The organism is uncultured Psychrobacter sp. (genome assembly GCF_947495825.1).
Taxonomy (GTDB): domain Bacteria; phylum Pseudomonadota; class Gammaproteobacteria; order Pseudomonadales; family Moraxellaceae; genus Psychrobacter.
This window is the reverse complement of record NZ_CANMAH010000009.1, coordinates 77,551-96,841: the sequence shown is the minus strand read 5'-3', so window position 1 is coordinate 96,841 and position 19,291 is coordinate 77,551. Positions and strand designations below refer to the sequence as shown.

Sequence of the window (19,291 nt, the reverse complement as noted above, 5' to 3'; positions counted from 1 at the left end):
TCTACTTTATTGACTTTTTTACAGTACCAATTTGCACTTTTACAGCATTGAACAAGTGATTTTTTATGGATCAGTATCATAACGACAGTAGCAGTCTTAATAACAATCTTAATAGTATGAGTCATGAAACGGATGCTTTTGTCAGCACGGCAGCCGTTAGCGTCAATGAGGCTGATAAAGTGGTCGAAAGCTCTGAGCAACCACCTGCGGTTCGAGTACCGTTAACTGGTAAGTACTTAATAGAAGCTTCCGCCGGTACAGGTAAAACATGGACGCTAACGGGCATTGTCCTACGCTTACTGATAGAGGCCAAACGCGCACCTGAGCATATTATCGCTACTACCTTTACACGTGCAGCCGCGGCTGAAATGCGCGAGCGTATCCATGTACGCTTGGTTGATTTTTATCAAGTACTGCAATGGCTCAATAAGCTGCAAGCTGATACCCATACTCATCCAGTTCTATACCCGCAATTTAACAGCACCAAGCAAAACCCGCAATTTAACAGCACCAAGCAAACAGAATCAAAATCCGCTGATAACGCTAAAAAAGATAAAAATACGAATAAAGTAAGTCCTGAGCAAAAGCAAGCGCGCTTGCAGTGGTTAGAGCAGCAAGCCAAGCTGGCAGGAACGGCGGATCTTGTGACAGATCCTATCAACAGCCATCTGATTGAATACCTTTTGGATCATACAGAAGACTATCCTTTAGCGGATGCTATCAGGCGCTGTGCGTTGGTACTGACAACGTTAGATAAGCTGTTTGTTGGCACGTTAGACAGTCTGTCGCAAAAATGGTTGTCTGAATATAGCGCGGAGACAGGACATCAGCAGGGTATGCAAATCAGCGATGATGAGCAGACGGTGATAGAGAGTATCATTCATGATGCCGTACGTGCGCATCACAGTTATATGTACTATCAGCAGCCCAAGATTTATCAATTACTACAGCATACCAATCGTTTGACCACGCCCGCCGATCATCTAAACGTAGCGCAAAAGTCACTGCAGTTTATCTCCACACCTATTGAGCCTGTTGATTTAGGCGAGCCAATAGACTTTACCGCTTACCAGCAAGCACTAGATAACTTTAAAGACTGTGATTTAACAGATATAGCGCCGTATTTTGATAAAGACTATCGTAAAGCACAGGGAATGACTTGGAATGCAAGTCTAGCTACCAAAGTAGAGCATATAGGTAATATACAGACTGCCATTCAACAAAACGGCGCCGCGTTCTTTACCCACTTGGATGATGAAACACAAAAATTTTATGATGCCCTGCCTTATGCATTTATCAGTAAAGACGAGGGCGGTAAAGGTTTTAATAAAGGCAAAGAGCTTGCGCGCCAGGCCTTTATCAATCTAGATAGCATACAGGCACTAAAAACGCTACATGATTACACCCAGCAGATCGAGCTGTATCTTGATGGGCTCATCGAAAACCTCAATCGTGATATAGCGTTAAAAGTAAGACAAAAGTTACCATCGATCTTAGAAGAGCGGCGTGAGACGACTTTTGCTCTACAGATGGTACGGCTAAACCAAGCCTTAGCTGGCAAACAAGGGCAGCGGCTGGCACGTTACATTCGTCATCATTATCCTATTGCGCTGATTGATGAGTCGCAAGACATCAATGGTGAGCAGGCGCGTATGATTGAACGTATCTATCTGTCTGGGATGGCTGACAATAAAGACCCTCGCACGCAAGACAGAAGTCGTGGGTTTTTATTATTGGTTGGTGATCCTAAGCAGGCGATTTATGGCTTTCGCGGTGGTGATGTGGCCAATTATAACGCTATGAAGACACTATTTGATGATAAGCATATCATGAGCTTAAATGTGAATCGTCGTTCAAATGAGCGCTTAATCACGGCACTGAATCATTGGTTTGGGCGCTCAAAACCTGCTACCGATGCGGATGAGTCGATAAGTTCAGGCGTTGTCGATGAGTTAGCACAGTTAGGTAAGGGTATTTATTACCAGCATATCACTGCAGTTAAGACCGAGTCGCGCTTATCTTGGCAGCAATCAACTGCTGAACAATCTATAAGCTTATCTTCTGAAATTGCTTCAATCGCATCAAATAGCCCAGTTAGTGTTATTCATCTGCCTTATGATAAAGAAGCCAAGCACAATGCTTGTGAGCTGACAGCTGTACATATCGCCGCTCTGCTTGGCAGTGATCAGACCATAGAGGGACGACCATTAAAACCAAGCGATATTGGTGTATTGGCTCGTACCAAAAAAGATCTAAAGCAAGTTGAGGATATGCTCGCCAAACTTGACGTGCCGACACTAGAGACGGCGGAGAACAACGTCTTTGATACTCCCATAGCCGCAGACCTAGCAGCATTACTAGAAGCTATGCTACGCCCACATCGCCGTGACATTATCAATCGAGTATTAACCAGCCATTTCTACCAATTAAGTCTCAACGATGTGCAAGCACTGATGCAAAGTGTGGATGACGACAGCATAGAACAGCTAAGCGCTGAGCAAGCGTTTGCTACGTCAGATACAGACAGTGAACAAGCGTCACTAAGACGTCGTTATCAAGATTTTCAAAACTACATAAAGATAGCGGCTAGCAAGTGGCAGCATAATGGCATCTTATCTGCACTGCATTATTTATTTGGCCACAACCCAGTGGTATATAAAACAGAAAGCCGTACAGAGCACCCAACAGAGCGTCAAAGCATTTGGGTAAGCCTTGCAAACTTAGAAGATGGCGCACGTTATCTTATGGATTTACGTCATCTGATGGATATCTTAGCTCAGTATGGGATGCATATTGGTGAGCATGAGATGCTGGCATGGTACAAAAAAAACATGAATAGTAAGCGAATTCCTGAATGGGCGAAGCAGCAGCCATTGCCGACTGAGTCAGGCGTCCAGTTGATGACTATTCATAAGTCTAAAGGGTTAGAGTTTCCAGTGGTATATGTCATTGGTATGGATGGAGCTAGCAAAAAAGCCGGTGATAATAGTAAACACAATTTATTCTTATTCGATCATAAGAGTACTGATAGTAGCATCAATAACAATGATAACGACAAAACCGAGCGTCGTCTGTCTGCTTGTAAAGGCAAGCCGCATAGTAAGTCGGCAAAAGGAGAGGCGCCAACGGATTATTACGCTCAGTTTGAAACGACCGAAAACTATGAAGAGCTTAGACGCTTAGCCTATGTGGCTTTTACTCGTGCCAGCGAACAGCTGTATATGGTATTAGCCGATAGCTACAATAAAACGGGTGCTGAGCGTAAGCCAAGCCTTAAATGGCTAAGCTGTGCAGATCATAAGTTCACGCTACCAAAGCGTCTATACGACTATATTGGCTGGCTAGAATATAGTACCGTTGCACGTGATGCTGAGATTATAATTAAAGCTAACGAAAAGGCTGCTAAGGCTGATGGTCATAAAAATAAAAACGATGCTCATACGTTGCCGCGTATTAACTATCAAGATGCCTACGCACAGATTCGAGTAGACTATTTTAGGGGTTGGGCAAAAACCAGCTTTACTGCTTTGTCTCGGCAGCTGAGTGAGCAAGACAAAGCCTTAGCCGTCTTTGATGATGGTATAGAGGATGACTTAGATTTAACAGACAGTGTAGATTTAATAGATAGTATGAATTTGTCGGCTGCCTCTACATCTGAAAATTTAACTAACGCAGAAGGTAACGAGAGTAGCGGGAATAACTCTGCTTTAATGACGGCAGATAACATTCGCTTTCGTTTTGTAAGGGGTGCCAATGCGGGGACATTTTTGCACCAAATTTTTGAAAAGATAGATTTTAATAATGACAGTAAATGGTCGGCGATTATTGATCAAGGTATTCGTCAATATCAGCTACCAGTTAGCTACACCAGTGCAACCAATCAACAGCGTTCAGCACAAGATGCACCCACAAGCATAGGTAATGATAAAAGTTTAGGTGGTAGTATAGTGTCTACAGAAGATGGCAGTCAGCTAGCCGTTGCTCATGATGAGCTTGTGACATGGATATCAGACGTACTAGCAGCACCACTGCTCGCATCAGGGCAGCCGCTGCAAGCTATTTCGCCCAAACAACGCATCGCTGAGCTGAGCTTTAATATGGGATTGGCTGATGACTTTACCCCTGAGCGTATTAATAAGGTTTTTAAGCAACACCTACCTGACGATCCTGATAAGCATATAGAGCTAACAGCGCAGTTCTCTGACCATATCTATCGTTATTTGCGCGGTGAGATAGATCTAGTATATGAGTACGCAGGCAAGTTTTATGTGGTGGATTATAAGAGCAACTACCTAGGAAATAGCCTAAGTAATTATAATTATGAAAACCTCAGTGCAGCAATGAATAAAGCAGGTTATTGGTTACAAGCAGCCATCTATCAAGTCGCGTTACACCGTTTTTTACGGTTACGCTTGCATGATTATGAAGGCAATGAAGAGCAGTATCTAGGCGCGGTAGAGTATCTGTTCCTACGCGGTATTGACTCTCAAAATAAGCAGAGCGTTGCGACTGTAAATATCGATAGCAATGTTACTAACAATACTAATAATGATGTTAAAAGCTATGGCCGTATCAAATGGCAAATACCTTTTGCGCTAGTACAGGCGCTTGATAAGATGTTTGGCACTCCTAAAGCATATAGTTAACACACTTTAGAATAGGTACAGTGCTGCTGGTATTAATTTCGCGCAGACAGAGGCTGCGCGAAATTAATACCAGCAGCACGTGGGATAGAGTGCGCCAATTTTATTTAAGATAAACTATAGTAAGATTATAAAATAATGATAAAAATGGATGAATAATGAGTAAATCAATACCTGAGTTAGTAGGTAAATCTACAAACATCACACAACGAGTAGCAAGTAGTGGCCAAAATCAAGGCGCTATCGATATTGGCAGTAGTTGGGCAACTACCATTAGTCAATATTTATTGCAGCGAAAAGGGCAGACGCAGGCAGCCTATCAAGCTCAATTACAGCCTGAAGTTAACGATATAAGCCCTACCACACAAGATTGGTTGTTTGAAGCCATTTTTGAGGTGCTTATACAGCGCTTAGAAGAAGGTCATACCGTCGTCACGCTTACAAACGATGATAGCGAAGTAAACTTGGCGTTAAGGGCCGATAGCTATACCAAGCTCTTTAGTTGGCAACAGCAGCTATTACAACCGTTATTGCAGCCATTGCTCACTCATGCTGAAGCCATCTTGGATCAGGTAGTTGATATTGATTCGCTTATGAGCAACGAGCACGCTTTATGGAATACAGTGCTATTGCAATCGACACTATCGCAATACGAGCAACAAATTTTGCAGCAACGATATATAGTAGCGATTAAACTTTATCAGTATTTAAGAGCAATGATAGCGTCTGACGCAGAAGTAACATTAAAGAATAGCCTAAGCAAATTTATACAATATCTAGAAAAACATCCGTTAATCCAAAACAGCTCAGACAACATCGATAAAAACGGTAATGACCATCACGACAAGCCAATCATTTTACAAATAAAAGAAAATACGCAGTTTGACAATAAAAAAATAACACTAACTTTATGGCTGCATCGTACATGGCAAGCAGAGTATGCACTCGCGCACCATATCATTCGTATTAAAGACCAATCTGTTAATGCGCTACCGATTGCATCAAATCCACTTCTAAACACCGAGCAACAGGACGCCATTCATATGGCCAATCGCTCCGCGTTTAGCATTATTACTGGTGGACCAGGCACGGGGAAGACATTTACCGTAGCTCAGCTCGTCATAGCGCTTTACCAAGCACAGTCGGAGAGTCAGATAAAAGGGGAGGCATCCGATAGTGCAAACCTTGCACTAGCTGCTCCAACGGGAAAAGCCGCTCAGCGTATGCAGGAGTCATTACAGGACGCACTACAACATGCAGGCGTAGCCATGCAGCTGCCAGAAGCTAAGACTATTCATAGATTGTTAGGTATTGGACAGGGCGGGCAGCCTCGCTATCACAAAGACAATCAATTGAGCGAGGATATTATCATCGTAGACGAAGCGTCTATGCTTGGCGTAGAGTTAGCGAATTATTTAGTCAGTGCAGTCAAACCAAAAGCTCGGTTGATCTTGTTGGGAGATGCCAATCAGCTGGCGGCAGTAGATGCTGGGGCAGTGCTGGCGGACTTATGCCGTATACCAGCATTACAAGATGTGCATCAGCGTTTAGAGGTTAGTCGCCGTTTCACAAAGGAATCTGGCATCGGTAAGCTTGCAAAGCTAATCAATCAAGATGCTAGTGAGATGGGGAATAGTATGACAGCCGTTTGGCAGTTGATGCATGAGGATAAAGATTTAGATTTTTATCATTTGGCTCATACACCATCAATGCAATCGGACAATAATATAGTTAATAAAGATAGTACAATAAGAAATAGCCTAAGTAATTATAAATTTTATTCACAAACACTCAAAAATTACAAATTATATATAACCCAAACCAATAAAGTATTAGCAAAAGTAAAAACAGCCAAATCCATGCCAACGACAGAATATAACGCAACTTTTAATGAGCTGATTTCACTACTTAATCAATTTAGGGTACTTACTGCCGGACATTATGGACGCTGCGGAGATCATTCTATTAATCGCTACCTAAGTGAGCAGCATCGCAATCAATTAAAACTACCTTTATCCAAATCTCCTTGGTATCACGGTCGACCTATTATGGTTTTGCAAAATAATTATGAACTCGGCTTGTTCAATGGCGATATTGGTATCTGTATGCAGACTGGGGGCGAGGGATTACAAGTATTTTTTGAAAACAAAACACAAGGCATTTCAGTAAATATGTTTAGTGATGAGATGGTTGCGACCGCTTATGCAATGACAATTCACAAATCGCAAGGTTCTGAGTTTGAGCATGTCGCTATTAGCTTTGATGATCATAACGTGCGTCTACTTAGCCAAGAGTTAATCTACACAGCAGTAACGAGAGCGAAAAAAAAGGTATCGATATTTAGTACGAAGAGTGCGTTTACTCAAGCACTAAAAACACCAACGGTGCGCCAAACTGGATTAGGCTTACAGTTTGAAAGTTCAATAGAGCAGATGTCAAACGCTGATACTACTAATTAATCTTACCTTTATAGCCAATAAAAAAGCATCCAATCTGGATGCTTTTTTATACGGGATATCTAAAAACTAATATTATAGTTTGTCTTCTTTAATAGCGTAAATGCCGGGCAAATGACGCAAGTAACCATGAAAGTCCATACCGCAGCCATAGACATAACGGTCAGCGACATTAATACCGACAAAATCTACATCGAACTCCGCGACTTTTCGATCATGTTCTTTGTTGAGTAGTACACAAGACGAAATAGAGAGCGGCTTTTCTTTACCTAGCTCTTCTACGATTGCCTTTAGAGTAATACCTTCGTCAAAAATATCATCAATTAGTAATACGTGTTCGCCTTCAAGACTCACATCAGGTTTGAATTTCCAATCAAGATCATTGGTACCTTCATTACTACGATAACGTGAAGCATGAATATAATGCATACGATGGTAAAAGGTGAGATGAGTCAGTAGTTGACCGGCTGGAATCAGTCCACCATTCATAACTACCATAACGATCGGATTTAGGCCAGCGTAATGAAGATTAAGCTGGGCAGCAAGACGCTCATAAGCGGCTGCTACTTCAATACTACTAATAAGGCACTCTGAGTTGCGCAGGGTTTTTTCAATTTCTTGGTTACTGATTTGGGTCATGAGTGGCGCCTTCAATGAAAAGTGCTGCTTATTTTAGCAAGTTTTAATGATTTTTCCCAACGAGTTATCGTTTTAAAATACAATTTTTTATTTTTTCTGCCCATTATTCGATGAGTCAGCCATTTCTATCAAAAAAGGACGGTAAAAACGAGCTAAGCGGTTTAGTCCAGCATCAGGTAATTGTGGTAATAGTTTGTTTAGAGCCATGCCCATACCTTTATCAATACCTGCTTTGGCAACCGGTATAGAATTGCGTTTAATCATGCCAAGCTTAAGCGTTTCAGTAAATCTAGTAATAAAGTGAGTTAGCGCTTCTTCATTCATAGTTTCAAGGGCTATTTTAAATCTGTCTTTATCGACATTGTCAGGCGTAATCGCATCAAATCCTTCTATGATAGTATCCGCAGAGGATTTCGGTAATTCAAAACCAACACGGCGAACACCTTCATTATCTACAAATATCGTTTGATCTTTTAAAAAGTTAAAACTTGGTAGGACATCCTGGTTTTCGTCTTTACCAAGTAGGACGTTGAGTAGTGTCTCTGTCGCGCGTTCGATGGTATTTACAATTTTGCGCATCGCTACTTGGCGGTCAGGGTTTGGAATGACATCTATCAAGCTAACCAATAAGTTGTCGTTTAGTTCGCGAGCAATTTGCTGGGTAAGATCATTACGATAAGGGTAATAAGCTACCTTTTCGTCTGATGCGATGATACGCTCAGCCTCATCAATCATATCGTTTAATTTAGCCGATGGCACAAAACCGAAATAGTATGTCATTTTATTCCTCTTGGGTGTTTTATCATATCCAGCGTCAGTATAATCAAATATTTATATGAGAACATCTTAAACCAATAAAAAAGTGCTCTAACGCTTTTATGTATTTGCTTTAGCGAAAGTGAAGTATAAGTATGGCTTGCATTTTAACAACTATCGCCGTCTAAACTGAATTAAGACTACGTTTATACTACTGTGTAACAAATATATCAGTCGTTACACTTTAGGTCGGACAAGCTAAAACAAGCTCTAAGAAGCCAAGCGCAGATGTATAAGGCGTACTTCATAAGACAGGGCTATTATCCACTGCCAGCACTAGCTAGTTGAGCATATAACGATAAAGTAAAAAAAGGTTAGGAGGATTTATAACTTGGTCCGCTTTGCCTTATCTAGGGAGAGATAAAATGAATAGTGCTATTGTATTATTATTTGGAATCGCTGCAATGCTTTGCGGCTATGTGTTTTATTCAAAATTTATTGCAACCAAAATTTTAGCTTTAGATAATACTCGTCCCACGCCAGCCCATACAATGAAAGATGGGATAGACTATGTACCTACCAATAAGTATGTACTATGGGGGCATCATTTCACCTCTGTCGCAGGTGCAGCACCTATCATTGGTCCTGCCATTGCCGTTATTTGGGGCTGGGTACCGGCTGTGCTTTGGGTCGTGTTTGGGACGATATTTATGGCTGGCGTTCATGATATGTCGGCCATATGGGCAAGTATGCGTAACCGTGGTCAGTCTATCGGCTCTATCGCTGGTACAGTTATGGGCACGCGCGTTCGTAGTCTCATGATGGTAGTGATATTTTTACTATTGTTAATGGTTAATGCCGTGTTTGGTGTGGCTATTGCCAATATGCTCATAAAAACACCGTCAGCTGTCTTGCCAGTGTGGGGAGCACTAGTTGTCGCATTTATTATTGGACAATGTATCTATCGCTACCAAATCAGCTTGGGCTGGGTGTCAGTGATTGGAGTTGTCGCATTGTATACGCTTATCTATCTTGGCCCTATGTTTCCAGTTGTATTACCTGAGACCGTCTTTGGACTACCTGATAATGCCGTTTGGATCATAATTTTATTTAGCTATGCTGCAATTGCTTCTTTATTACCAGTATGGATGTTATTGCAACCACGCGACTATATTAATGGATTGCAGCTATTTGTCGGTTTGATTTTATTGTACGCGGCTATCTTTATCTCAACGCCTAATATTGTCGCGCCAGCCGTCAATACTGATTTGCCAATAGGCACACCGTCCATCATGCCATTACTCTTTGTGACTATCGCTTGCGGTGCTATTTCAGGATTTCATGGCCTGGTCGCGACAGGTACAACCTCTAAACAAATTGATAAAGAAGAAGACGCACGTTTTGTGGGTTATTTTGGTGCACTTGGCGAAGGTATGCTGGCACTAGGGGCTATTCTTGCTGCTACTGCAGGTTTTGCGACACTTGGTGATTGGCAGGCAGTCTATCAAAAGTTTGGTGATGGCTCGGTTGGCGCATTTATTGATGGCGGTGCTGCGATTCTCAACGCAGGCGTCGGTATTGACTTGGTCTTATCACAAACGATGCTTACAGTGATGGCAGCTTTGTTTGCCGGTACGACAATGGATACAGGTGTCCGACTTCAGCGCTACATTTTCCAAGAATTTGGTGAGTTTTATAATTTGCCGATTTTGAACAAAAGTGTCGTTGCCACTTTATTAGCAGTCGGGTCATGTCTGTTATTGGCGTTTGGTGCAGGTGGTATCGGTGGTGAAGGTGGTATGATTATTTGGCCACTATTTGGTACTACTAACCAGTTGATGGCAGCATTAACCCTTATGATTGTAACCGTTATCTTGTTACGTAATGGCAAGACGGTTTGGTACACTCTTGCGCCACTATCCTTCTTATTAGTAATGACGGTTTTTGCACTGTTAATCCAGCTCAAAACTTTCTACACAGATGGTAACTGGCTACTCATTGTTATGGACATCGTCATTATGATTGCAACGATCTTGGTTACTTTTGAGAGTTTATCGGTATTGCGCCGTGAATGGTCATCGCATAAAGGCAAAAATGAGACTTAAATAAATCTAAAATACTTGAGTGAAACAAAACGCTAGCAGCCATTGCTGGCGTTTTTTGTATCAAGTAAGCATGATATATTTAGAGTGGCTTTTAATAGCAGAGCATTATATAAAAGGGCATTATATGAAAAATAAAGAGACTAAAATTCAGCCTTTATGGCAAAGATTCCTAACAGGACTCAATGAGTTCTACCATGCGCCATATCGGCAAACAATGGCGCGGGCTGCCCGTGATGAAGAAGATTTGTTTATGCTAATGATGTTCGCTGAGAGCCTTGGTATTGATAACCCAGCCAGCTTTTATACACTTGAGCTACAACCACTGTTTTTGGAGAACTTTCATGAATGGCATATACGAATGGGTATGGAGAAATGTCCTTTTGACCATGTCGGCTGTTGCTAAATGAGAAAATTTTATGGCTCTACAACCATCAGATACGCTAGCCACGCAGTTAGCGACCCAGCCGATTATATTTGTCGGTGGCAAAGGCGGTGTGGGTAAGACGACGACAGCTGCTGCACTTGCCAGCCATTATGCTACTCAGCAAAAAAAGACCCTGATTATATCGACTGATCCAGCACATAGTTTGGGCGATGTATTAAATGTAGCGCTCAGTAATGAGAAGACAGCAATTACCCCTTACCTTGATGCGCTTGAGCTCAATCCAGATATTATCGTTGATAACCATTTTGCGCAGGTTGAGCGTACCATTAAAGGTTACGCCAGTCCTGACATGATGCCCAAAATCCGTGAGCATCTGCGGCTATCAAAGTCGGCACCGGGCGCACAAGAGGCGGCCATGCTCGAGTCGATGTGTCAGCATTTGGTAGCGGCAGCGGATGCTGACTCTGATAAAAGGTACGAGCATATTATATTTGATACTGCACCAACGGGACATACCTTGCGCTTATTGGTATTGCCAGAGATGATGGGAGCGTGGACGGATGGATTATTAGCCCAGCAGCGACGGCAGTCTAAATTACGCTCGGCAGCGACGAGCTTAGACTTAGATAACAACAATTATAAAAACGATGATAAAAACAACGTCGCCAATCCCTTTGTCAAGCAAAAACCAGATCGCTGGGAGCAGGCAGTAGCCGTACTCGAAAAACGCAAGCAGTTGTTTCGTGAAGCAGGGTTGTTACTCCATGACCGTCAAAAAACAGCTATCGTGTTGGTGATGACTGCTGATGTACTACCACTGGCTGAAACCAAGCGCGCCATCGGGCAGTTAGAAGAAACCAAGCTCACGCCAGCGGCAATCGTGGTCAATCAGCTCATAACTCCTACGCAAACCGATGAGTTTTGGCGCAAACGCGCTGATAGACAACAAGGGCTCATGAAAGAGATAGAAAGTAATTTTACAAACTATCCAATCTATCCCATTTATTTACAGCAGACAGATGTACGTGGTAGTGAAGCATTAAGTGCGCTATTGACCTAGTCCATTTGCAAGTTATCAGCACTGCGCGCCTGCAATTTATTTGAAAGTGACCATGCAGCATCCATACGCAAACTTTGTGCTTGCTCAGACTTACCACTACTGAGTGACGACCATTGCGGCTTACCACGGGCTTTTTTTAGCTCACTTGGCAGTTTATGGGTTGGCCAAGGGGTAAACGGGTTGTTTTCATCATCAGCAATTTCATTATCGTCATCAGTCGTTATTTGCTCTTTAGCATATAACAGCTGCGTCGCATCAGTTGCAGCATGACCGCGATGACGCACAGCAACTAGTAAGTCCATAGCACGGGTAGCAAGGAGGGTTAGGGTGGCGGGATCAATGTACAAACGCTTCACACCGGATAGCTTGTCCGCGATACTACCCGTATTAGATAATAGTCCACCTGCTATGCCACCTATCGCGGCGCCCAATCCTAAAGTCGTACCCAACGCTGCTGCATCAATACCCAGTCCCAATAACGCGCCAGCCGCCGCACCAGAAGTCGTACGAATACCATAACTTTTGAGTAATTCAGGATCAAACGGATCTTGTTGATAAGCTTGCAACTCAAGCGGGGTCGCTGCTACGGCATTATCATAAAACTTATAAAGATTTAATAACTTATGCTGCATGCTGCGCTCGCTTTGGCGAACGGCTTCTTGCATCTGCTGTAACACAGGCATCGGATCATCATCTTCATTGATTTCTTGGACGAAGGCGGCGACATTTAATAAGAAATCCGCAATGATGATATTGGCCTCATCGTACAGACGTGCCCAGTCTTCAGTCCGGCGCTCCATCAATTGCTCAAGCATCTCAGCATGGGTGAGCATAGTGGCCAGATTCTGCCAAAGTCGCATTTCATCGGCAAATTCAAAAGCCACAGAGTCAAAACGGGTGGAGATATGTAAATTACGCCGTGCCAGCATGGTTTGCCATTCATCAATATTGGCATCTTGGCTATCAGTAAAGTTAAATACGGGCATAACCGGAATTGCCGCCCAAGACAAAACGGTTAACTCATCTTTATATTTACCAAGCACAGGCTCACGCGCATCGACCACATAAATGGCCATATCACTTGCCAGCAGCTGGCGAATAACTTTAGCCTCTTGGCTATAATCCTCACTACTACCTAAAGCATCATCACTTTGTGCAATATCTGCTGCCAAAAACTGCTGCAAACGCTCAATACCATCACGGCGACTGGCGGTATTATCCTCAAGCCAATCCATCAGACCAGACGCATCTTCCAAGCCTGGGGTGTCGTACAAGGTGACCAGTACGTCACCTGTTTGGCTATCTGTTAATTGCGCACGCTCAACATGACGCGTAGTCGCCGCCGCATTTTTTACTTCACCAAAGTAGACATCACGTAGCAAAGTGCGCAGTATTGAGGTTTTACCTGTATTGGTATGTCCAACGACCGCCAGTTTTAATGGCTCGCCACTAGAGATTGTGGTTTTATTGGTTGTTTTAGTCACACCTTTAGCTGGCAACTCAGCAATATTCCCCTGCTGCTCTTTGCTGATCTCGATAGGTGGCGCGTCTTCGATAGATTTGGTGTTAGACGTATCATAAGCCTTGTCTGCAAAGAGACTTTTCGGTTGACTGTCAGAACTATTATTATTGTCGTTATTCATGGTAGGGTCTTATATTAAATATTATTGGTCGATTGCAGCTTTTAGCTTTCGGATAATAGCACTTAGTAACATCTCATCAATCTCGGTTAGTTCATTTAATCCGTAATCATACGTTTTTAGAATCATCGCTTTTTGATCTCGAGTAAGATGCACCGTTATATCACCGTCTTTTATCATGTCTCGATAGTCTTCTAATGTGACTTTTTTACCATGTTTCATATCAGCTCTCCTCTTTAGCTTCGATTCGGTAAATATTCTATGAAATATCGCTCTTTTCATACAATACCTCCTTACCTAAGAGTCATTGTAACCAGACGGACCTATATGGTCTGTATAAGCTTTGAACGTAGCTCTAAGCGGAACTAGGTGGACGAAACAACACTTTTAGCTTGTTTTTTAACCCCTTAGCACGAAAGAAACGTTGCCACGTACGATAAAAGACATCAAATATTAAGCGGCCAATATTATCGTGACTGGCTTCGCCAACTGCGCCATATTCTACTGGGTGGTTCACCGTGTCTTCTTCTACGTAAGTGCCAAACCAACGGTCGAAAACAATGATAACGCCGCCGTAATTTTTATCAATATACTTACCATTGGCTCCATGATGAGCACGGTGGTTGGATGGGGTATCAAAAATATATTCGACCCATCTTGGGAATTTGCCAACCGTTTCGGTATGGATAAAAAATTGATAAGTTAAATCGAGCGCGTAAAAGAAGAACACCCAAACCGGATGGACGCCAAGCAGCATCAAGGGCACAAAAAATAGCCACCAGCCTGTAACTGAATACAATAAGCTTTGGCGCATAGCCGTTGATAAATTCATTTTATCATCGGAGTGGTGTACCACATGCGCTGACCAAAACCAATTGACTCGATGCGAGGCGCGATGAAACCAGTAGTAGCTAAATTCGACCGCGATAAATATAGGAATGGCCGTTAACCATGTGACTTCAATGGTAAACAAGCGATATTGGTATAGCCATAAGCAAATAGGCAGTACGACAAGTGCTTGAATGACCAGCTCAAAGCCCAGATAAGAGCCGCCTAAGCTAAAGTTGGTCATCGCGCGCCGCCAACCAAAGGCAGAACCACGTCCACGCTTAGATTGATAAAACCATTCGGCTAAAAACAGTAAAAAAAATGGCCCACCCAGTAATGGTAATAGCCACTCCTGCCAATGAGCAGGTAGAATGCTGACTAGTACAGACTGCCAAGAGTCAGGCGCTATGGCTAAAATGCTATTATTTAAAGCTTCTTTGTAAGCCTCTAGCATTTGACCATATTGACTCAGGTTGATCAGATCACCATTAGCTTCAGTCATAACATCCTACTTATTTATTGACATTTATCGTCCTTTAAATCTTAATATGAATGTAACATCAGTAATAAACCAGACTTTATCATAGTCGCATAAGTCATTTGTCTATTATTAAACTTGATTGGTAAGTGATAAACGCATGGCTACTGGTTATGAATGTGCGCGATCAATGACTTTATATTAACCCAATTTTTCGTTCTGCTAAAGCCGTCTGCCATTGTTGATAACGGATAGCCTGAGGCTCTTTTGGATCTGTAGTCTCTACAAGTTTTGATGTTTTATTATTGTTCAATAATTGGACGATAAGGCCATTTTTTGCCGAATTGGCAATACGGTCAAGCTTTCGCAGCGTACCACGATCAGGCAACGCCTGACTATGAATACCTAGCACTACTTGTACTGGATTTTGCTCCAAATAAGTCGTTAGGCGATCCATATCATCGCGATCATCAACGATACCGAAGTTTTCAACCTCGCTATCTGTGCTATTAAGACCTGCCTGCCACCAGTTATCCTGCTCTGATGGATACTCAAGTAGTGCAACCAGCTTCTTGCCAGCACTAACGCTTGCCTTGGGTGCTACTGGTGCTGGTGCTTCGCTGAAATCATCGGCATCGACCACTTGACGCTGCCAAAAGTTAATAATTTTTTGATAATAGGGGAGTTTGATATCCAAGCGCATTTTTTTGCGCCGAAACATTAGCGCACAAAACACCCAAGCGATCGCACGCGGGACGATACCATACATAATTAGGCTACCAATTAATAGACTGGCCCATTGCCGCGCGACAGATAACGGCATAGCATCTGTTACCAGTCGGCTCTGAATAATAGCAGCGTTATCTGGCACATCGAAGCCGACCATACTTGGTAACCAGCCAAGTACTTGCGTCAAACCAATCAGCGCCTGATCTGATAGTAACGTCGACTCCCAGCTAAAACTATACTGACGCACAATCAATAAAAAAATAATCGCAAACATCATGCCCGTCAGTGTTGCCAGCCACAATTGATGACTAAACCGACCTAGATACCAACGCATACCACTATGCTGCAATTGACGCTCGTATAAATCAACAGCCGCTTTGGTGACGTCGTCTTTACCACGTATCAGATAGCTGGGACTCACAAAGTTTGCAAACCAACTTGATGACTGACGACCTTTATTCATCAAAGTCATCACTAGCCAGCCAACAAGCATAAGTGTATGAAAACCCAACAAGCATACCAATACATAGAAGAAATTGACGACCTTGGTCTGCAATAAAGCAAATAATCCCAAAAACCCTGACACGCACCACAGGGCGCTCATAACTATCATGATGCCTTTAATGCGGCCGTCGATTTTCCCTAGCACCCGTGCAAGATTGCCATTGCTGTCGATACGTGACGCACGCCGATGCAGCTTTTGAATCGGCTTACCGTCTTCTGCTTGTAGTTTTTCGGTCACCAATAAAGGATCAGTTGTGAAGACATGCTGCTCGGTCTCAAGCGTACGTACCAGCTCAGTTAATTGGTCTTGTGGTGATAGCATGGTGGGGAGATATCCGTGTCAGTAAAACAAATAATAGGTCGTTTAAATGAATAGTGAATCAAACGTATTGTAGCGCATTTGGCAAGATTATTATTTAGCATTCATTATGCTTAGACCATATATCTTTGCCTACAAACAAATAATTGTCTCTAATTAACTGACATGCAGTATGCTATGTTAAAGATAAGAATAAATAAAGTTGCAAAGGAAGGAAGGTGTCATATGGACAATAAAACTTATCTTATCATCGGCGGAACTGGTGGCATTGGTCAAGCGATGATCAGACAGCTGGTGCAAGCGACTGCTAGTGATCAAGGCAACAAAGACAACAATAGCACACGCATTAAGGTCTTTTCTACTTACCATAAAAGCGTTCCCGACTTTGAAGCGGATAATCTGCACTGGCTACAGATGGATGTCTGCGATGAGAGCAGCATCAAACAAGCCGCTGACGATATAAAGCAGCAGAGCGCGCATCTTGATTGGGTCATTAACTGTGTGGGTCTATTACATACATCAAGCAATCAACCAGAAAAGGCACTTCGGCAAGTTGAAACGGAGTTTTTCTTACAAAATATGCAAATCAACGCGTTAGCAGGGCTGCTGATAGCCAAGCATATCAGGCCGCTACTTGCTAAAGCCAAGCACAGTGCTGATAAACCGGCGATATTTGCGACCATATCAGCACGCGTGGGCAGTATTAGTGACAATCAACTAGGCGGTTGGTATAGCTATAGAATGAGTAAGGCTGCGCTAAATATGGGTATGAAAAACCTAAGCATTGAATGGGGACGCTCATTAAAAGACGTCTGTATAGTGGTGATGCAGCCGGGGACAGTCAACACGCAATTGTCGGCACCGTTTCAAGGTAATGTCGCAGATGGGCAGTTATTCTCGCCAGCCTATAGTGCAGAAAGTCTATTGGAGGTGCTGTCCGGTATGACCGCTGCCCAATCTGGTAGTTTTGTCGATTGGGCAGGGGAGTCAATTCCTTGGTAAAGTAGGACTTGAAAAAGCAGGTTATTAAAATAAAAATAGGGTGCGTCATGTTTTAATCAATGACACACCCTTTTGATTTTTTGACTTATAGACGTCTAATCCATAAAAAGCCAATTAATCATCGTCTAATTAATGACAAATAAGTCCATAAACTCATGAACAGGCGTTTGCTCTAATCGATCTTGGTCATCGCACAGCTCAATAATTTCATCACAACGACTCTCGATAAATCGAGTAGCCAGACTGGCGCGAAACTTTGCTTCTAATACAGGGATGCCTTCTTCGCGGCGGCGTTTGTGACCGATTGGATATTCAACAGCGACTTTATCGGTACTAGTGCCATCTTTAAAGAAAATTTGAATCGCGTTGGCAATCGAGCGTTTACTTGGGTCGTGATAGTCTGCTGAGTAACGCTCGTCCTCTTCTACCACCATTTTGCTACGTAGCTCATCGATTGATAGATGCTGCTCATGATAGTCGTCTTCATAGTTTTCTGCCATGAGATCGCCGGTTAATAGAGGGACAGCGACCATATATTGTAGGCAGTGATCACGATCGGCAGGATTGGCAAGTGCGCCTTCTTTTGAAATAATTCGAATTGCCGAGTCATGTGTAGTTAGTACGATTTTTTCAATATCATCAATTCTATCTTCTATGCGCGGATGTAGAATAACTGCTGCTTCACAGGCGGTTTGTGCATGGAATTCAGCGGGGAAACTTATTTTAAATAAGATATTTTCCATCACATAAGTACCAAAGTCACGCTGGAATTTAAAGCGACGCTCGTCTTCAGGCTTGAGCGCAAGGTCTTTATTGGTATGGCTAAATAACACATCATAAAAACCCCATTGCGGCGCAGTTAACGCACCAGGGATTCCCATCTCGCCGCGACGTGTGATATCGACCAAGCGTACTGCACGGCTGGTTGCGTCACCTGCCGCCCATGATTTACGGCTACCCGCATTGGGTGCATGACGATAGGTACGTAACGCTTGACCATCAACAAGGGCTTGTGAGATAGCCGCCATAATACGCTCGCGTGGTAGGTTATATAATTTGGCAACGACAGCGGTTGATGCAAGTTTGACTAAAAATACATGGTCAAGACCCACGCGGTTAAATGAGTTTTCAAGCGCCATGACGCCTTGAATTTCATGCGCCATGATCATCGCCTCAAGCACTTCACGCATGGTCAAAGGCTTAAGGTTGCGGCTAATGTTTTGCTGACTGATGTAATCGGCTACCGCAAGGATACCGCCTAAATTGTCGGAGGGATGACCCCATTCGGCAGCAAGCCATGTATCATTATAATCAAGCCAGCGCACCATACAGCCAATATCAAAAGCGGCTTTGATAGGATCTAGTCGATGGGAAGTGCCAGGGACGCGCGCGCCATTAGGTGTTATCTGATCGGTGCATTCAGGCCCTAGATGCTTGGTACATTCAGGAAAACGTAGTGTCAAAAGACCGCAGCCTAGCGTATCCATCAAGCAGTGGCGCGCAGTAGTCCAAGCATCAGCACTATTGGGAGAGTCATCGATAGAGTAGTTGAGAACATAATCGGCGATTTTTTGAATCTCATCATCATATTCTGGACGGACATTGCTTTCTACATTAGACATAGTCGTTACCTCTTCCTTGAGTCAGATAATTTTTGACTATTGACCTTCTATCATAATCATCGTTTACAAGACCATAGTCATGACTCAAAAGTAGCACAATCAATATAGAACAACAGTGAAGTCGT

Annotated in this window: 13 protein-coding genes; 6 read left to right on the top strand and 7 right to left on the bottom strand. The window is 43.0% G+C overall.

Annotation, left to right across the window (positions count from 1 at the left end):
* Positions 1 to 65 precede the first annotated feature (65 nt).
* Together Q0895_RS10550 and recD are read left to right on the top strand one after the other, a co-directional pair.
* Positions 66 to 4,646: a UvrD-helicase domain-containing protein gene (locus Q0895_RS10550; RefSeq protein WP_299188692.1), complete on the top strand. Its 4,581-nt coding sequence runs from the start codon at positions 66 to 68 to the stop codon at positions 4,644 to 4,646.
* A 155-nt stretch (positions 4,647 to 4,801) separates the two neighbouring features.
* Positions 4,802 to 7,102: an exodeoxyribonuclease V subunit alpha gene (gene recD / locus Q0895_RS10545; RefSeq protein ID WP_299188690.1), complete on the top strand. Its 2,301-nt coding sequence runs from the start codon at positions 4,802 to 4,804 to the stop codon at positions 7,100 to 7,102.
* A 72-nt stretch (positions 7,103 to 7,174) separates the two neighbouring features.
* Here the strand turns inward: recD and Q0895_RS10540 are convergent, their stop codons facing one another.
* Both Q0895_RS10540 and Q0895_RS10535 read right to left on the bottom strand, forming a co-directional pair.
* A complete protein-coding gene (locus Q0895_RS10540) occupies positions 7,175 to 7,738 on the bottom strand; it encodes a hypoxanthine-guanine phosphoribosyltransferase (protein WP_299188688.1) in 564 nt (187 codons plus the stop codon).
* An 87-nt stretch (positions 7,739 to 7,825) separates the two neighbouring features.
* Complete coding sequence (locus Q0895_RS10535; protein ID WP_299188686.1) at positions 7,826 to 8,518, bottom strand: hypothetical protein; 693 nt, start codon at positions 8,516 to 8,518, stop codon at positions 7,826 to 7,828.
* A 401-nt stretch (positions 8,519 to 8,919) separates the two neighbouring features.
* On the opposite strand from Q0895_RS10535, the gene Q0895_RS10530 reads away from it, so the two are divergent.
* The 3 genes from Q0895_RS10530 to Q0895_RS10520 all read left to right on the top strand — a co-directional run bounded on the left by Q0895_RS10530 (position 8,920) and on the right by Q0895_RS10520 (position 12,044).
* Positions 8,920 to 10,599 carry a carbon starvation protein A gene (locus tag Q0895_RS10530; protein WP_299188683.1) on the top strand — a complete coding sequence of 560 codons (1,680 nt, stop codon included), beginning with the start codon at positions 8,920 to 8,922 and terminating at the stop codon, positions 10,597 to 10,599.
* Positions 10,600 to 10,723: 124 nt separating this feature from the next.
* Positions 10,724 to 11,002: a cory-CC-star protein gene (locus Q0895_RS10525; protein ID WP_299188681.1), complete on the top strand. Its 279-nt coding sequence runs from the start codon at positions 10,724 to 10,726 to the stop codon at positions 11,000 to 11,002.
* 13 nt (positions 11,003 to 11,015) lie between these two features.
* The gene (locus tag Q0895_RS10520; RefSeq protein ID WP_299188679.1) at positions 11,016 to 12,044 is read left to right on the top strand and encodes an ArsA family ATPase; all 1,029 of its coding nucleotides are present in this window, start codon (positions 11,016 to 11,018) and stop codon (positions 12,042 to 12,044) included.
* On the opposite strand, the gene Q0895_RS10515 is transcribed toward Q0895_RS10520, so the two are convergent.
* The 4 genes from Q0895_RS10515 to Q0895_RS10500 all read right to left on the bottom strand — a co-directional run bounded on the left by Q0895_RS10515 (position 12,041) and on the right by Q0895_RS10500 (position 16,545).
* Positions 12,041 to 13,687 (bottom strand): DUF3482 domain-containing protein, encoded by a 1,647-nt coding sequence (locus tag Q0895_RS10515; protein WP_299188677.1) that lies wholly within the window; start codon positions 13,685 to 13,687, stop codon positions 12,041 to 12,043. The genes Q0895_RS10520 and Q0895_RS10515 overlap by 4 nt on opposite strands.
* 21 nt (positions 13,688 to 13,708) lie before the next feature.
* A complete protein-coding gene (locus Q0895_RS10510; RefSeq protein ID WP_299188675.1) occupies positions 13,709 to 13,906 on the bottom strand; it encodes a hypothetical protein in 198 nt (65 codons plus the stop codon).
* 133 nt (positions 13,907 to 14,039) lie between these two features.
* Positions 14,040 to 15,014, bottom strand: a complete 975-nt coding sequence (locus Q0895_RS10505; RefSeq protein WP_299188673.1) for a sterol desaturase family protein — start codon at positions 15,012 to 15,014, stop codon at positions 14,040 to 14,042.
* A gap of 172 nt (positions 15,015 to 15,186) precedes the next feature.
* On the bottom strand, positions 15,187 to 16,545 hold the full coding sequence (locus tag Q0895_RS10500) for a DUF2868 domain-containing protein (RefSeq protein ID WP_299188672.1): 1,359 nt from the start codon (positions 16,543 to 16,545) through the stop codon (positions 15,187 to 15,189).
* A gap of 222 nt (positions 16,546 to 16,767) precedes the next feature.
* Here Q0895_RS10500 and Q0895_RS10495 point away from each other — a divergent pair, with 222 nt between their 5' ends.
* On the top strand, positions 16,768 to 17,544 hold the full coding sequence (locus Q0895_RS10495; protein ID WP_299188671.1) for an SDR family oxidoreductase: 777 nt from the start codon (positions 16,768 to 16,770) through the stop codon (positions 17,542 to 17,544).
* A 125-nt stretch (positions 17,545 to 17,669) separates the two neighbouring features.
* Here Q0895_RS10495 and Q0895_RS10490 read toward each other — a convergent pair whose 3' ends face one another.
* The gene (locus tag Q0895_RS10490; protein ID WP_299188669.1) at positions 17,670 to 19,166 is read right to left on the bottom strand and encodes a bifunctional 2-methylcitrate dehydratase/aconitate hydratase; all 1,497 of its coding nucleotides are present in this window, start codon (positions 19,164 to 19,166) and stop codon (positions 17,670 to 17,672) included.
* Positions 19,167 to 19,291 lie beyond the last annotated feature (125 nt).

Bases quoted from the DNA above. Each gene is read 5' to 3' on its own strand.
- Q0895_RS10550 (WP_299188692.1), top strand. From the start codon at position 66: ATGGATCAGTATCATAACGACAGTAGCAGTCTTAATAACAATCTTAAT.
- Q0895_RS10520 (WP_299188679.1), top strand. From the start codon at position 11,016: ATGGCTCTACAACCATCAGATACGCTAGCCACGCAGTTAGCGACCCAG.
- Q0895_RS10490 (WP_299188669.1), bottom strand. From the start codon at position 19,166: ATGTCTAATGTAGAAAGCAATGTCCGTCCAGAATATGATGATGAGATT.
- Q0895_RS10495 (WP_299188671.1), top strand. From the start codon at position 16,768: ATGGACAATAAAACTTATCTTATCATCGGCGGAACTGGTGGCATTGGT.
- Q0895_RS10540 (WP_299188688.1), bottom strand. From the start codon at position 7,738: ATGACCCAAATCAGTAACCAAGAAATTGAAAAAACCCTGCGCAACTCA.
- Q0895_RS10510 (WP_299188675.1), bottom strand. From the start codon at position 13,906: ATGAAACATGGTAAAAAAGTCACATTAGAAGACTATCGAGACATGATA.
- Q0895_RS10530 (WP_299188683.1), top strand. From the start codon at position 8,920: ATGAATAGTGCTATTGTATTATTATTTGGAATCGCTGCAATGCTTTGC.
- recD (WP_299188690.1), top strand. From the start codon at position 4,802: ATGAGTAAATCAATACCTGAGTTAGTAGGTAAATCTACAAACATCACA.
- Q0895_RS10535 (WP_299188686.1), bottom strand. From the start codon at position 8,518: ATGACATACTATTTCGGTTTTGTGCCATCGGCTAAATTAAACGATATG.
- Q0895_RS10505 (WP_299188673.1), bottom strand. From the start codon at position 15,014: ATGACTGAAGCTAATGGTGATCTGATCAACCTGAGTCAATATGGTCAA.
- Q0895_RS10525 (WP_299188681.1), top strand. From the start codon at position 10,724: ATGAAAAATAAAGAGACTAAAATTCAGCCTTTATGGCAAAGATTCCTA.
- Q0895_RS10515 (WP_299188677.1), bottom strand. From the start codon at position 13,687: ATGAATAACGACAATAATAATAGTTCTGACAGTCAACCGAAAAGTCTC.
- Q0895_RS10500 (WP_299188672.1), bottom strand. From the start codon at position 16,545: ATGCTATCACCACAAGACCAATTAACTGAGCTGGTACGTACGCTTGAG.